This window comes from Natrinema thermotolerans (assembly GCF_031165565.1).
Taxonomy (GTDB): Archaea; Halobacteriota; Halobacteria; order Halobacteriales; family Natrialbaceae; genus Natrinema; species Natrinema thermotolerans.
Window position 1 is genome coordinate 76,348 of record NZ_CP101874.1, and the last position, 13,549, is coordinate 89,896.

Below are 13,549 nucleotides of genomic sequence, written 5' to 3' on the forward strand. Positions count from 1 at the left end.
CAAGGTGCTAACTAAATCCATGACTACGGTCGCTCTTCGAGCGAAATATCCCACCCCTCGTGCTCTTCATCATCCATATAGGCAAAGTGATTCTGCGCCTGCTCGTAGGTGTCCATCCCGCGAAATTGGAAGAAGGGTGCATCACAGGCAGGGCAGGTCTCAGCGTCGGAAACCCGACCAGATGATCCTCCAGTCGTCTGCTGCCCCATTGTTGCGCTCATAGCCCGAGAGACGTAGTCTGTGTCCCCTGGCTCGAATTGCTGTTCGATCTGTGTCAGTAACGCTAGTGTCCAGTCTCTGGCGTCACCGCGGGTTGTGATCTCTCCTGGGCCATCGAAGAAGTCCTCAACCACGCCGACCACATCAGCTGCCCACCGAAGACTAATACTGTAGCTGTATTCTGCATCCAGTTCAGGCTCGATCTCCTCCGCGTCCATCGCAAGTACGCTAACCTCGACGTCCAAGTACTGGTGGCGGTAAGTATAGGTCGGGTTCGGGTCCTCCGAGACACGATCCCGTTCCCAATCCCCCGGAAGATCCTCGATAAGCTCCGTCGGCTCTGTTGAAATCCTTAGTAAGTTACAGGTTCAGTCGGTAGTTTGAGTAGATGCAGTCCCTCCCAAAGTCTCGGTTGCTCCGGTTTGTCGAGGAAGCATTTCAGTTAGCGCAACGTGCCGTAGCTCGATACTCTTCGAAGTTCTCGAAGCAACGCTACACGCTCCATCAGCACATCGTCCTCCTGTGTCTCAAAGTTCGAAAGAATACAACGTATCGAACACTTCTCGACGAACTCATCGAGATGCCCCGTATTCGGAACGCGATCAATCTCACTGAACTGCCTGCCCCATCAACACTGTGTAAAGCGTTCGATAGACTCGATATGACTGTCTGGCGAGTGCTGCTCAATCTCTCTGTTTCACTGCTCCCGACCAACGGCGTTGCGGGGATCGATGCTTCGGGATTCGACCGCAGTCACGCCTCAAAACACTACACGAAACGCGCCGAGTTCACGATTCAGCAACTCAAAGTAACACTGCTGGTCGATTCCAAAGTGAACGCAGTCCTTGATTTACACGTGACGACGACACGAAAACACGATAGCCAGATCGCTCCGTCGCTGATCAAACGCAACCCCGAGGCTATCGACATCCTGCTCGGGGACAAAGGCTATGACGACCAGAAAATCAGACGGCTTGCCCGTCAACACGAGATTCGCCCACTAATCAAGCATCGTGAGTTCACATCGCTTCACAAGGCATGGAATGCACGCTTAGACGCTGACCTCTACGGCCAGCGGAGTCAATCAGAGACAGTCAACTCAACGCTCAAGCGGAAGTACGGTGCGTTCGTCCGTTCACGACGCTGGTGGAAGCAGTTCCGTGAACTCGCTCTTGCGTGTATCGTCCACAATCTCGACCAAGCAATCTAACGACCAGTACAGACCAAGTAGAGAGCGGATCGATGACCGATTTATCCGGGAGATCGCAGAGACCGGGTGCTGAACACAGAGGATGAATTCATGCGAAAATTCCCCCAAGCATCAAACAAGGAGGCGTCTTATTACCCGTAATGTACGATGATGTCCTCTTAGCGACTGACGGGAGCGACACGGCCTCAAAAGCGGTCATGCAGGGGTTTGAGATCGCAGCGAAATTCAATGCGTCCGTCCACATCCTGTGTATTGGGGCGCACGCTGAACAAGCAAATGGGGAGACATCGGTTATCGACGCCGCCGATTCAGCAGAAACAATCATCCAAACTGCGAAACAAAAGGGCCGTGATTTCGATGTCGGTGTCCAGTTGGCCGTCCGGACGGGCCGTCCTCATCAAGAGATTCTTACGTATGCTGACCAGCAGGGGATTGATCTACTGGTGCTCGGAACGCAAGGACGGACTGGTCTCCGCAAACTCGTTCTCGGCAGCGTTGCGACGAGCGTCGTCCGGGAAGCAACGCAGCCTGTTCTCACCGTCAGCAAGAACGTCACGAACGTTCGGTCTACGTTTCACGAGTTTTTGATACCAACGAGTGGACGGCCCGGTACAGCGGCGGCGATTACACACGGGATCGAGCTATCTGCCGCATATTCGGCACGAGTTCACGCCGTGTACGTCGTCGATGACACGATCTCTCGGGCACCGGCATATCTGGATACAGTACGAGAATTCGGGCGCGAGGCAACGAACGCAGTTGCAGTACAGTCAGCATCGACTGGTGTCGGAACGATGCGACAGATTCTTCGAGGAGATCCAGCGACCAAAATTCAAGAGTACATCGGATCGCACGGTGTGGATCTTGTCGTGATGGGGACGGAACGTCGAACTGGAGTAGATCGTCTCGTTTTAGGAAGTGTTACGGAACGAGTCCTTGCATCAGCCCCTGTCCCTGTTCTCACTGTCCGAGCGCACGAGACGTAACTATAGTAATTCCAATCGGCAGCGTGATCGCAAGCAATGAGAGACTTAATGAACAACAATAACGGGAACCGGTGCTCGTTTGGACACGGTTTCCGTGATGTTCCCGACGAGGAATCGGCGGGTCGCACGCTTCCAGTCCTCGCCATGTGCTCCGAGCACAATCGTATCGTAATCCTCAGCTCGGTCGAGAATGTTCCGGGCTGGGTGGCCGACTCCGACGATTTCGTCGATCTCTCGACCACGCTCGTCAGCAATTTCACGGGCGCGCTCGAAAACGGGTTCAGCGTGTTCGGCGGCAGCTTCATCAAGGTCGTTTTCGAGGGAGAGACCGACCGCTTCCCCCATCATCATCGACGGGACGCCGACGACGTTTAAGACGGTGACATCAGCTTCGGGATGGTTCTCAAGGGCGTACTCAAGCGCGTGGCTAGCGTGCTCGGAGTTGTCCATCGGAACGAGAATTCGTGAGAGCATATCTCAAGAGATGTCATCCAGCTACCTAAGTCCCAGTGTCAGGCGACTCCCGGGATGAGGATGAAGAACCCGTAGGCGAGGATCGTAGACACGGACGGGCCGATAATCCACATCGAGATGTATTTCATTATCGCTCGGGGATTGAACAGATCACCCGCCTTGAGCACCTCTTCTGGTTCCTCTTCTCCGATTGGCGCGGCTGGTTTCCCTTCCATCTCTTCGGCGGTGATTGCACCGGGGACGATCTCGGGTTCGCCCGTGTCCCGAGTAACGGCCTCACGAAAAGTAATCGGGCGAGTTGCACGACCCCACCCGATCCCGACGATTGTCATCACCGTCGCCATCACGAGACTAATTGGAATCCCGATCCACGAGAGAAGCGTTGTAATCGTTGATGCTGTGAGCATGACGAAGAGGGCTGCGAGCAGCGGGATGTCACTCAGTTCGCCCCCGACAGATTCCATCGTCCGGCGGGCAATGGTGAACCCACCGAGTCCAATCGCAAGCGTAGCGATGATGATTGCCGTATCGTCAGGGAGTCCGCCTACTCCGCCGACCAGTGGCGCGGCAGCGTTCGGGACATTGCTTGCCCCGGCGCTGAACGCCATGTAACAGCCGATAACGAGCACAACTACTGTGGTACCGAGTTCTGCCCACGTCGTGTTTGGGCCGAACGTGGGCTTCGGAAGCGTTCCATCCCGGTCGAGGGTCAGTAATGGGCCATCTGATTTCTCAATCTGTACCCGTCGGTTGACTTCTGGATAGATGTATCGTCCAATAATCCCGCCAATCCAGAACCCGATGATCGGCGTGACGACCCACCACGAGACAATCTCGGCAATGGTCGCGTAGTTGAGTGTGTCTGTTGCGAGTCCAAGACCGGCTATCGCGCCAACGGTCGTCATCGACGTTGGAACGGGAACGCCGAAGATATTGGCGATGAGGATGCCCAGTCCAATGAAGAAGAGGACAGCGACGCCAGCCGTCAGCGTGAGATCAATCGTGATGATACCTTCGCTCAGCGTGTCCATCACGTTCCGTCCGACAGTCCACCCACCGAGAAAGACGAAAAACGTCATGAGTGCTGCTGCCGTCGTCTTTTTGACGATACCAGCACCGACGGGTGGCCCCCACGCAATTCCGGTAGATGAGCCACCAATATTGAACCCGACAAAAAGAGACGCAACGATCCCAATTGCGAGTAGGGTTTCTACCATCGGTAGATAATAAGGGTGTCGTAGTAAAATAACTACCGTAGTAGACGGATAAGTTATAGCAGGCCTCACCGAACTGTTGTATCTATTCGCCCAATTTGGGCGGTATACCTTCTGTACTGGACGACTCAGTCCAGACGTACACTACTCGTGCAAACCTTTTGCTCTGCGCTCCCTTACTGACGCTCGCGGTGAGTGAACAGTTCTTCACCTGCACTGATGAGTAAATCCTCTGTACAGGGCGATTTGATTGATGCGTTCTTCACAATTGAGAATCAGTCACGAAAATCAGACCCAAGGCAAGAGTCGTTTCGCAGACCTCTCAATAATATCACCAGAACGGGCAAGAAGTATTGTTCGGTCAGTCTGATGTACTACTGTGCGAGGAACCGAACCAACGAGACGGCGGTGCAAGGCTCCTTGACGTGTCGCTCCGAAAACGATCACATCATGGTCAATAGCCGCCTCAACAATTCCCTCGGTTATATCGTCACCATCGTGAATCACTGGCTCCATCTGAATAGGAGGGCCAGGCGCTTCTTCGAGTTTCATTTTTGCACTTGCAATGTACTCGCGTGCTGTCTCGGAATCCGTATCAGTAGCGGCGACTGAAAAAACATGTACGGCGGCGTCATTGCGAGCAGCAATCGCCTTCGCTACGGATGCTGCCGGACGGACATGAGGACCGCCAGCCACTGGCAAGAGAATGGAATCGACACTGTTCGCCTCTTGGCCAATTCGTTCGACATAGAGGTCACACGGTGCATGCTCAATAAGCCGATCGATAGTAGTACCAAGGACAGCATCTGTTCTCCGTTTCCGCTCTTGCCAACCTACGACGAGCGCACGCGCATTGGTCTGTTCAACTGCTGTGAGTACGCCATCAGCAGTTGATCGGCCGACGATTAGTTCACTTGTTACCGTGACATCGTCAGGGGCAACTTCAGTTGCTTTGTTGAGTATTTTCTGGCTGGTGCCCGAATACTGTTCAATAATCGTATCATCAGTATACAGGGAAAACGGTGAGTTATGCGGTTTGGCGATCACAGAAACGATCTGCACGAGGCCATCGGTCACCCGGGCAAGGTCGCCAGCTGTCCGGACCAATTGCTCTGCGTGGTCAGGGTTAGCAACTGCGACCAGTATTGGTCGAGACTCGGATGTGTTTCCCATGAGTGTCACTTCGTGTCATGGTGCCGAATACCCTTGGGTCAAATATGACGTTGAATAGTCAATACTGCAGAAAGACGTTGTCGTAAACTCACCACACTAAGCGAACTCCCACTGGTGTTCAATAAGCATGTGTAGTGTGCAGTAGATTCACGTGAATACATCTCTAAAGAAGAGGGTTTCAACAGAGCCGGAGAAGTTTATACCGCTCCCGCAGTCGCCAACGAAACGGTCTTTGCCGTCTCGAAGACGGGCACCTTGACGGCGCTCGCTGCCGCCGATGGGAGTGTCGAGTGGCAGGCGAACGTCGAACCAGGCATCTACGTGCCGCCGGCAGTTGACGACGAGCACGTCGTCGTCGCAGCAGGCAATGCGCGGACGATGGCCTTCAACGCAACAACTGGTGATCGCCTCTGGATGTTCGAGACGGGCGTTAGCAAGGGAGCGCCGGTCATCATTGGCGACCATGTGCTCGCTACAGGGGCGAACACAGGAGTCCATATGCTGGATGCCGCGACAGGTGACCGTGTTCGCCACTGGTCCGCTGAGAATGTGGGCTCTCAACCAGTGGTCGCCGCTGGTCGGTTATTCTATCTTGGCTGGAATGTTTCGGATATTTTCGTAGTCGAATAATCAGTCCGATCCCAACCGTGGTCATTTCTGGGCGTCTCTTTGACGGTCACCCCCAGCAGTTGAACGTCGCGATGACTCGCGCCCAGCGGTTCTATGTGGTTGTCAGCGACTGGTACACGTTTGCCCATCTGCAGACGGTTCCGACGAAGACTCTGTCCTGTATGCCGGTCTCTACTCATTCCTCGAGAACATCGGGAGACTACGCCAGGTCGAACCAGAGTTCATTCCTGTTCTCAAGTGACCGCACGGTTCGGTTTGTGTGGTGCCAGATGAGTGGACACCATGACAGATCATCTGACGTTATCGGAGTTCGCGACGAGCGAGTCAACTGACTCGAGGCTGGGCAGTCAGCCATCGACTAACGAAACCGTGACGATGACCGCTGACGAGCGGGTCGCAACGTACCTCATCGAGGATCAGATGGCGGATCTCACAGACGCGATCCGTGAAGCGGTCCAAAACGGCATCGACAGTCCGGGGTCATCCCGTGTGCTGGTCAGTATCTCGCCTGAACGATCGCTTATCCTCGATGATGGCGCTGGTGTTGACCTCAAGTCGACCGAAGGGCGACGCAACCTCTCAGTGCTGGGTGCAGGAAGCAAGCAACGAGCAGACGACGAGACAATCGGCGAGTGGGGCATCGGCAAGGGTGCGATCATCGCGAAGGGTGCCGTTCGCATCTGGAGTCACGACACCGCATTGTGTTTCGACTACCGAGATCGACGCGACTCTGGAACGTGGGCAGACATCAACGGACGCGATGGCCAGCTTGTGGACGCTGAGCATTATCTCGAGGGGATGCTCGTCGAGATCGATCACTACGAAGATGAAGTTCCCGATCCGGACAGCTACCGGTGGCGGCGCTACATTCGCGATCTTCGCAAGCGGTTCGCGTACGTGCAGTCACGAACGGGTGTCTCGGTCGTAATCAACGGCGAATCAGTCAATCAGGGCGACCCACTCGAGGCAGTGGCTGACTCGCCACATCCGTCGCTCACACGCGAAACCGAGGATGCGATCCTTGCACTCGAGTATACACCCCACGAGGGGCTCGATATCTACAGCAATGGGCTGTATGTGACGACAAAGCGCGAGTACGGAGTCGGTGGGAGCGTCGTCTCGAAGGGAAACTTGACACTGAACTTTGCGCGAAACGACATCCAGTCGGGTTGTGATCGCTGGCAGCGGATTGACAACGCGCTCGAGCAGACACGTGACGATCTATATGCTGAGGTCTCGGACGATCGGCTGACCGCCGAGAGTCGGGAAGTAATGATCGAAGCGATGGCGTCCGAGTCATCGGATGAGCAGTGGGCCCATCGCAAGCTGTTCCAATTAGCGACTGAGTCCCGAATCAGCCTCGAGGAGATTCAGGCGGCCCCGAAAATCGGGTGGGTTGGCGGTGCCGAAAAAGGCGCGGACAAACTCGTCGAGCGTGGTTACGTCGTCCTCGATACGAGTGATTCGGCGACCCAGCGACTTTGCGATCTCGCCACTGACGAGGACACATCGATAACGGTGCCAGAGACGTTCGATGTTGGCGAGCAAGCAGAGTCAGAGGGCGTCTGGACTGGCTATCATCGCATCGAGGACGAATCGCAGTTGAACGCTGATCAACGGCGCTATCTCCGCTTCGCTCGAGTGCTCGCAAAAGAGCTTGGGATTGAACGAAATGTGTACTACAGCGAGGCGAGTGCCGATGCTTGGACCGACGGCAGGACGTACATCGTGATCACCGACTCGGCCGTGACGAGTCGCCAGCGTGCCGTCTGGATGCACGATCTGTATCTCGTGGTGTTGCATGAAGCAGCCCACGAAACCTCGAGTCGGGATCGACCCTCACACGGGCACCACTTCGAGAGCAAGTTTCGGTCGCTTGTTGAGGATCCAGGAAATCGAAGTTCGTTCGCTGAACTCGTCCAGCAGATCGTCGACGAAGGATTCGAATCCGTATTCGACAAGTATGAGGTAGATCTCCAGCGGAGCGAAGGCGTCTCCTCTGGCCAATTTCGATAATGGGGCGGCGAGGTGAAAGACCGACTCAAGCAGCTTGGTGTCGCGATCTATCGGCATGCAAGGCAACCCTTCGAAGAGTCGTTAGCACTGTTCTTCTGGTGACGTGATCCGAAGTTCATCCTCGACTTCGTAGAAGTAGCCCCGCTCGAGGAGGCGAGTAAGTGCGTGCTCGACGTCCCGTTGCTCGAGTGCTAACTCTGCATCGGCGATCAGGATGTCGGTGGCATCGTCGTAGTCGATCAGTGGAACACTGTCTTCTCGCTGGTCTGGCTGACATGCCTGCGTACACAGCCGGTCGTAACACTTGAGAATCCACTCCGGAAGTGGTGGCCGTGGATCTGTGACGCGAGCCATTGCAGTTCTGTCTCGTTGTTTTGACAGTCATCCGCTTAACAGTATTCGTCGAGTCCACTTCTCTCGCAGGAACAGACATCATATCAAATAGAAATCATTACTGTTTCGTTTTTATTCACCTGTAAGTGTGAAGTGATAAAATGAAGATACATGGTAATTCAGAAATTGAAGCCATCAAAATTCTCCGTGAGATATCAGTACCGGAACTCGAGGAGATACTCGTCATTAACCCAAGTAGTAGTTCAAAATCCGTGACTCACCATCAACTATATACAAGTGCACCAACGATCAGGGATAGGAGCATGTCGACGCTACTTGTTCAGTCCTGCTCAAAATCTAAAAAACAGACAGATGAGCCCATCTCTGCCATCGATTTGTACTCGGGATACTTCTTCAAAATCATAAAGAAGTCGATAAGAGAAGAGACCGTAAATTCAGATATCGATGTGTGTATTCTGTCCGCAAAATATGGATTTGTCAAGTCTAATGAAAAGATAACCACCTATGATCGCCAAATGAACTCAGAACGAGCAATGGAACTTGGACCGACAATCAGAGAAGACCTTCAGAATTACATATCTCGGATGGGCTATAACCGGATTATCATCAATGCCGGAAAGGAATATCGGAAGGCAATAAGTGGGTTCGGTGAGGACCTATCTGCTGACATATACGAAATCACTGGTGATGGGCTTGGGCTAAAAGGCCGATCGCTGAAAAAGTTCTTGAGAGGAGATGAATCCGGGATTGCGAGGGTGAACTAATGTCTGAATCAGTTATATCATCTATCGATTTTGAGGTGACTTCGAGAGCTGGAGATGCTCGAGCAGGCTCGCTATCAATCAGAGATACAGTAATTGAAACTCCTAATCTCTTCCCTGTATTGAATTTCTACGGAGGTGGGACAATAAATAGCAATTATGGAGGCGGAATTCATCGAACTATCAAGGAATTCTTGATTGGCCATGAGCGGATTAACGGAGGAGATTATTCCAAGTTCTTTGATGGAGTAATGACATCCGTCTCATCACTGACTGACTACAACGCTCTTGCGTAGTTCATTGTTGATTTCAGAGTGTTGCTCGAATAGCGTGTTTGAGTGCATCTCGTCCCGGTTTTCGATATAGTTCTCGGCGAAGCTGGAACGCTCTGAGATACTGTGTCAGCTTATCTTTCGAGATACCTCGATGCGGCGAGAGCCACCGTCGCGTCAGCGACGCGTGGCTCTCGCAGGTATTGACATGGACCTCTTCGTCGGCGTATTCACCGTCACCGTGGACGACGTATTCACGGGTGAATGTGTCGTCCTCTTCGAGTGGCTCGTACGCTCGAAAGCCGTCAGTATAGACAGTCAACGACTCCTCTTGGCGGTCGGCCAAGAGGAGTCGAATCGTCGATTCGTCGGCGGCTTTCGCTGGGATCACGTACCGCTGTTCAGTTCCACGATCAGCGAGAATGAACACGGGTGGCTTGTCGCCATCATACGAACCACGTCCACGCGTGGACAGGCCACGCGAGCGCGACGGTTGGTCGCGCTCGCGGCCTTTCTTCCCGGCAGAGACGTACACTTCGTCGATTTCGACTGGTCCGACAAGATCGAGGGAAGGCGCATCGAGCGCTCTGGTGAAGCGCTCGATGCGCCGGTGGATCGTCTTGTGTGTCACCTCGATTTCGCACTGTAGCTGCCGAAGACTCGTGTTAAAGCGGAGAAACGCGTAGATCGAGAACAGCCACCGACGGAGCGCAATCTTCGAGTGAGCGAAGATCGTGCCTGTCTTGTCGTTGAACGTGCGGTCGCAATTCTTACAGAGATACCGTTGAAACTCTCTGTAGCTGCCGTTTCTGACCGTGCGGTCAGAACGGCAGCGAGGGCAGGTAACACCGTCACGCCAGCGAACCTGTTGCAGCAGGTCCGCTGCGACCGATTCCGAACCGAACACATCTAACGGAATCATTCGTGTCGGGCACCGCTGACGCGGTGCCCTTGTCCTCTTCGACTCCACAGCGACCGCTCAGCAGTATCAACAATCTCCTACGGATGAGCGATACGCGAATCTTGAGAGCGCGAAAATAGGATAACGATGGCTCGGTCCGGTGGTGTTTAGTTAAGCGTGAAAAGTGAGGCGTGCTGATTTCCAGCTGGTTCATGGCAGAAATCGCACGCCTCAGCGGTAGTAGCGGCTGGATTGATTTGGATTTTGTGGAGCGTGAGCGGACACCGCGTCAACTGATGGAGTTGGGTATTCGACTCCATCTGTCCGGATTATCGCTTTCGAATACCGTTCGAGAATTGGAGAAGTTCGGTGTCCAGCGTTCACGGAAGGCCGTTCACGATTGGATCCACAAGTGTGATCTACAGCCCGCCACTGATGCGTCACCGAATCACGTTGCGCTCGACGAGACGGTGATTCGGATCGACAATCAACAGTACTGGCTGTATGCTGCTGTCGCTCCCAAATCGAACGAGTTGCTCCATATACGGCTGTTCTCGACAACTACGACCGCTCTTACAGAGCTATTTTCACAGGAACTGACCGAGAAACACGACGTCGAGAACGCCGTGTTTCTCGTCGATGGAGCAAAACATCTCCAGACTGCACTCCGTCGATCTGGGCTCCGATTTCGATACGAAAAACATGGAAATCAGAACGCTTCTGAGCGTGTCTTTCGCGATATAAAGCGTCGTACCTCTTCGTTCTCAAACTGTTTCAGTCACGCAAAACCGTCAACAGCTGAATCCTGGCTCCAAGCCTTCGCAGTCTGGCACAATGCTACAAACTAAACACGACCGATCGTCTTGAGGGTCTCCCGATTGTCGTTGCACTATCCGAGTTCTCAGTTCATTGTGCAAACGCCGATTTCGAACGCTCGAGAGTACGTGGCTGCTCGCAGCGGACCACTGCATCGATTATGACAGTCGCCTAACGGCGTCCATAGTTAGGATTAACTGTAAATTCCTTCCCCACAACATTTTTCGCTTCTCTATTTCATGAGTGGCACATGGAACGACGTTCATTCCTGCGTCGTTGTGGGGGGACTGCTCTTGGGATCGCCGCGCTGCAAACGGCTACTGTATCTGGGCGCATGCTCGCGTCCGGCGAGGCCGAATGGAGTGTCAAGACCAACGGATCGATCGGTGGTTCGCCGACAATCGTTGACGGGGCAGTCTACACTGGTAGCGACAACCGACCGAACACGCCTACTGGAACCGTGTACGCTATTGATGCGGCGACTGGTGACGAGCGCTGGTCGACAGACGTACGCACCGTCGACACGTCTCCAACGGTTGTTGACGACACCGTGTACGTCGAGGCAAGTAGCACCATCCGGGCGTTGGATGCCGAGACTGGCGACCAACTTTGGGAGCGTCCGATGGGCGGTGCCGTTGAGACTGCGCCAACAGTTGTCGACGGGACTGTCTTCCTCGGAGATGCTAATACCGTCATCGCGCTCGATGCGGCGACAGGCGAGCAGAACTGGGAGTTCCGTACCCAGGAGTTGAACGCTAGCACGCCAACTGTAGTCGGTGGTACAGTCTTTGTCGGCAGTTCGCCAAACGTCAAAGACAGCGACGACGGGGGTATCTTTGCTATTGATGCAGCGACGGGCGATCAGATCTGGCACCATCAGACAAAGGGCTACGTCGCCAGCGCACCGACAGTCGCCGCCAGTTCGGTTTTCGTCGGCGATGAAGCTGGCAACGCTTATCGGATAGATGCACAGTCAGGTGATCGACTCTGGTCTTCTGGAACGAGTGACGCCGTCTATGAGACGCCGACCGTCGCGAACGGAACCGTGTTCGTTTCAGCGATGGATGGTACCCTTCATGCCTTCAAGATCAGTGGCGGGGGACAGTGGTCGACACAGTTTGACGGTTATCTCGGTTCCCCACCGACAGTCGCGGGCGATACCGTCTATATCGGGACAACTACTGGTACGCTGTACGCTCTCGATACTCAAACTGGCGACCGACGGTGGAGCTATGCGTCTGCCAACGAGTCGCTCACCGGAGCGACGGTTTCAAACGGTGTCGTTTATCTGAGTGGTGATGCCGGCCACGTGGAGGCAGTCCAAGCCCATAGCGACACGTCGAGTACCGGATCACGAGTTCGGTTTGGAACGTTCGGCCATACCAATTCCTGGGCTGGTGAACCGGTAGAATTTGGAGAAATTGACTTTGGCGGCGGTGACCAGCAATCCGAACCCCAGCCCGTCCATCCCGATGATGTCAACGAAGGATCGGAAGAGCGCGAGGTGATCAGTGGTAAAGAACAATCTGATGGCGAGAGTAATCAGACCACTAATGACAACGGGTCATCGGATGATGTCGACGGTTCTGACAGTGGACCGTCGAATTCCGCTGACGGGACATCTGGCTTCGGTGTATTGGCAGCAGTAGCGGGTATCAGTGGAGCTGTTGTACTACGACACCGACACGACGAACAATCATAAACGTAGTAAAAGAACTGGCCTATGTGAGGATCAGGTCGACAAAGTTGTGGTTCGTAAGTTCTTACTTGACGATTTAGAACTATCGTCTCGAAAGTTAATACTATATCCGTTTGCCATTTTGCGAGGTCCACTTACAGGTCTTGGAGTATCTCCACGTACGACTGCCTGAAGCCGGCCGAAGCCGTGTCTTTGACAGATTGCTCTCAATTCGTGGATTGACATCGGGCCCGTTGAGACTGTCGACGAACACCTCAAGTTGCGACTCTTAGTAAAAATGGTAGGTGGAGAGTGCCCGGGCCGTTGGGTGATGAGGGAAGTGATTTCCAAGTGAATGTGAGATCGCTCGGACAGCTACTGCTTGATCGAGTAGTGAATCCTCTACAGAGTGCTCGGGATGGTTGTATGGCTTCCGTCTCGAGAATACCTCAACCGCCCGGATGGGCTTAGGGGATGGCCGCCGGACGGATATTGGGCGAAACCGGGATGGGTGCTGGTTGGATCGTGTCGCGCGGTGGGAACGCGACAGTGAATATGTTCGACGTAGCGATTATCAATCTCGTCTCGATTCCAACGAACTTGGAATCGCCCGCTATACAACCGTCATGTTGAGGGCTATCTGATTTTCACTCTGTCCGTGGTGTGTCCTACGTCGAAAAGTCCCCCGTCCCGTCTGGCGACCGTCTGGCAACGACTGACGCCGGGCGGTGATGATCTGCGATCGATTGTCGCGCCGTGGCCCACGCGACAGGGGACTCCAATGGAGCCGCAGAGTAAGTACTTCGTGGCCGTCGGGTTCACTCGAAACGTGGTGTCCGTGAAAA

The 13,549-nt window shown here is 54.1% G+C and carries 14 protein-coding genes; 8 read left to right on the top strand and 6 right to left on the bottom strand.

Translation table 11 applies throughout. From position 1 onward, the window contains the following. Positions 1-23: 23 nt before the first annotated feature. Positions 24-437 (bottom strand): hypothetical protein, encoded by a 414-nt coding sequence (locus NP511_RS22470; protein WP_049967197.1) that lies wholly within the window; start codon positions 435-437, stop codon positions 24-26. Positions 438-607: 170 nt separating this feature from the next. On the opposite strand from NP511_RS22470, the gene NP511_RS22475 reads away from it, so the two are divergent. Together NP511_RS22475 and NP511_RS22480 are read left to right on the top strand one after the other, a co-directional pair. Next, on the top strand, positions 608-1,429 hold the full coding sequence (locus NP511_RS22475) for an IS5 family transposase (protein WP_049967198.1): 822 nt from the start codon (positions 608-610) through the stop codon (positions 1,427-1,429). 140 nt (positions 1,430-1,569) lie between these two features. Then, positions 1,570-2,415, top strand: a complete 846-nt coding sequence (locus tag NP511_RS22480; protein ID WP_084158395.1) for a universal stress protein — start codon at positions 1,570-1,572, stop codon at positions 2,413-2,415. 45 nt (positions 2,416-2,460) lie between these two features. Here NP511_RS22480 and NP511_RS22485 read toward each other — a convergent pair whose 3' ends face one another. The 3 genes from NP511_RS22485 to NP511_RS22495 form a co-directional block, all read right to left on the bottom strand. Beyond that, entirely contained in the window at positions 2,461-2,889 is a 429-nt protein-coding gene (locus NP511_RS22485) for a universal stress protein (protein WP_084158397.1), read from the bottom strand. Between the two features lie 38 nt (positions 2,890-2,927). Continuing rightward, entirely contained in the window at positions 2,928-4,106 is a 1,179-nt protein-coding gene (locus NP511_RS22490; protein ID WP_049967200.1) for an inorganic phosphate transporter, read from the bottom strand. Between the two features lie 285 nt (positions 4,107-4,391). Then, positions 4,392-5,276 carry a universal stress protein gene (locus tag NP511_RS22495; protein ID WP_084158398.1) on the bottom strand — a complete coding sequence of 295 codons (885 nt, stop codon included), beginning with the start codon at positions 5,274-5,276 and terminating at the stop codon, positions 4,392-4,394. 159 nt (positions 5,277-5,435) lie between these two features. Here NP511_RS22495 and NP511_RS22500 point away from each other — a divergent pair, with 159 nt between their 5' ends. Together NP511_RS22500 and NP511_RS22505 are read left to right on the top strand one after the other, a co-directional pair. Further along, a complete protein-coding gene (locus tag NP511_RS22500) occupies positions 5,436-5,906 on the top strand; it encodes an outer membrane protein assembly factor BamB family protein (RefSeq protein ID WP_084158400.1) in 471 nt (156 codons plus the stop codon). Positions 5,907-6,188: 282 nt separating this feature from the next. After that, positions 6,189-7,922 carry a hypothetical protein gene (locus tag NP511_RS22505; RefSeq protein ID WP_049967203.1) on the top strand — a complete coding sequence of 578 codons (1,734 nt, stop codon included), beginning with the start codon at positions 6,189-6,191 and terminating at the stop codon, positions 7,920-7,922. 81 nt (positions 7,923-8,003) lie between these two features. Here the strand turns inward: NP511_RS22505 and NP511_RS22510 are convergent, their stop codons facing one another. Next, complete coding sequence (locus tag NP511_RS22510) at positions 8,004-8,276, bottom strand: hypothetical protein (RefSeq protein WP_049967204.1); 273 nt, start codon at positions 8,274-8,276, stop codon at positions 8,004-8,006. Between the two features lie 140 nt (positions 8,277-8,416). Between NP511_RS22510 and yaaA the strand changes: the two genes are divergently transcribed. Next, the gene (yaaA, locus tag NP511_RS22515) at positions 8,417-9,040 is read left to right on the top strand and encodes a peroxide stress protein YaaA (RefSeq protein WP_084158401.1); all 624 of its coding nucleotides are present in this window, start codon (positions 8,417-8,419) and stop codon (positions 9,038-9,040) included. Then, positions 9,040-9,333, top strand: coding sequence for a hypothetical protein (locus NP511_RS22520; protein ID WP_211249147.1), 294 nt, complete (start codon positions 9,040-9,042; stop codon positions 9,331-9,333). The genes yaaA and NP511_RS22520 overlap by 1 nt, the downstream gene beginning before the upstream one ends. Positions 9,334-9,346: 13 nt before the next feature. Here the strand turns inward: NP511_RS22520 and NP511_RS22525 are convergent, their stop codons facing one another. Then, the gene (locus NP511_RS22525; RefSeq protein ID WP_084158403.1) at positions 9,347-10,231 is read right to left on the bottom strand and encodes an IS1595 family transposase; all 885 of its coding nucleotides are present in this window, start codon (positions 10,229-10,231) and stop codon (positions 9,347-9,349) included. A gap of 191 nt (positions 10,232-10,422) precedes the next feature. On the opposite strand from NP511_RS22525, the gene NP511_RS22530 reads away from it, so the two are divergent. Together NP511_RS22530 and NP511_RS22535 are read left to right on the top strand one after the other, a co-directional pair. Beyond that, positions 10,423-11,058, top strand: a complete 636-nt coding sequence (locus tag NP511_RS22530; RefSeq protein WP_084158415.1) for an IS6 family transposase — start codon at positions 10,423-10,425, stop codon at positions 11,056-11,058. A 218-nt stretch (positions 11,059-11,276) separates the two neighbouring features. Then, complete coding sequence (locus NP511_RS22535) at positions 11,277-12,728, top strand: outer membrane protein assembly factor BamB family protein (RefSeq protein WP_084158404.1); 1,452 nt, start codon at positions 11,277-11,279, stop codon at positions 12,726-12,728. Positions 12,729-13,549: the final 821 nt, after the last annotated feature.

Excerpts from the sequence above, each read along its gene's own strand:
- NP511_RS22470 (WP_049967197.1), bottom strand. The coding sequence starts at position 437 with ATGGACGCGGAGGAGATCGAGCCTGAACTGGATGCAGAATACAGCTAC.
- NP511_RS22475 (WP_049967198.1), top strand. The coding sequence starts at position 608 with ATGCAGTCCCTCCCAAAGTCTCGGTTGCTCCGGTTTGTCGAGGAAGCA.
- NP511_RS22480 (WP_084158395.1), top strand. The coding sequence starts at position 1,570 with ATGTACGATGATGTCCTCTTAGCGACTGACGGGAGCGACACGGCCTCA.
- NP511_RS22485 (WP_084158397.1), bottom strand. The coding sequence starts at position 2,889 with ATGCTCTCACGAATTCTCGTTCCGATGGACAACTCCGAGCACGCTAGC.
- NP511_RS22490 (WP_049967200.1), bottom strand. The coding sequence starts at position 4,106 with ATGGTAGAAACCCTACTCGCAATTGGGATCGTTGCGTCTCTTTTTGTC.
- NP511_RS22495 (WP_084158398.1), bottom strand. The coding sequence starts at position 5,276 with ATGGGAAACACATCCGAGTCTCGACCAATACTGGTCGCAGTTGCTAAC.
- NP511_RS22505 (WP_049967203.1), top strand. The coding sequence starts at position 6,189 with ATGACAGATCATCTGACGTTATCGGAGTTCGCGACGAGCGAGTCAACT.
- NP511_RS22510 (WP_049967204.1), bottom strand. The coding sequence starts at position 8,276 with ATGGCTCGCGTCACAGATCCACGGCCACCACTTCCGGAGTGGATTCTC.
- yaaA (WP_084158401.1), top strand. The coding sequence starts at position 8,417 with ATGAAGATACATGGTAATTCAGAAATTGAAGCCATCAAAATTCTCCGT.
- NP511_RS22520 (WP_211249147.1), top strand. The coding sequence starts at position 9,040 with ATGTCTGAATCAGTTATATCATCTATCGATTTTGAGGTGACTTCGAGA.
- NP511_RS22525 (WP_084158403.1), bottom strand. The coding sequence starts at position 10,231 with ATGATTCCGTTAGATGTGTTCGGTTCGGAATCGGTCGCAGCGGACCTG.
- NP511_RS22530 (WP_084158415.1), top strand. The coding sequence starts at position 10,423 with ATGGCAGAAATCGCACGCCTCAGCGGTAGTAGCGGCTGGATTGATTTG.
- NP511_RS22535 (WP_084158404.1), top strand. The coding sequence starts at position 11,277 with ATGGAACGACGTTCATTCCTGCGTCGTTGTGGGGGGACTGCTCTTGGG.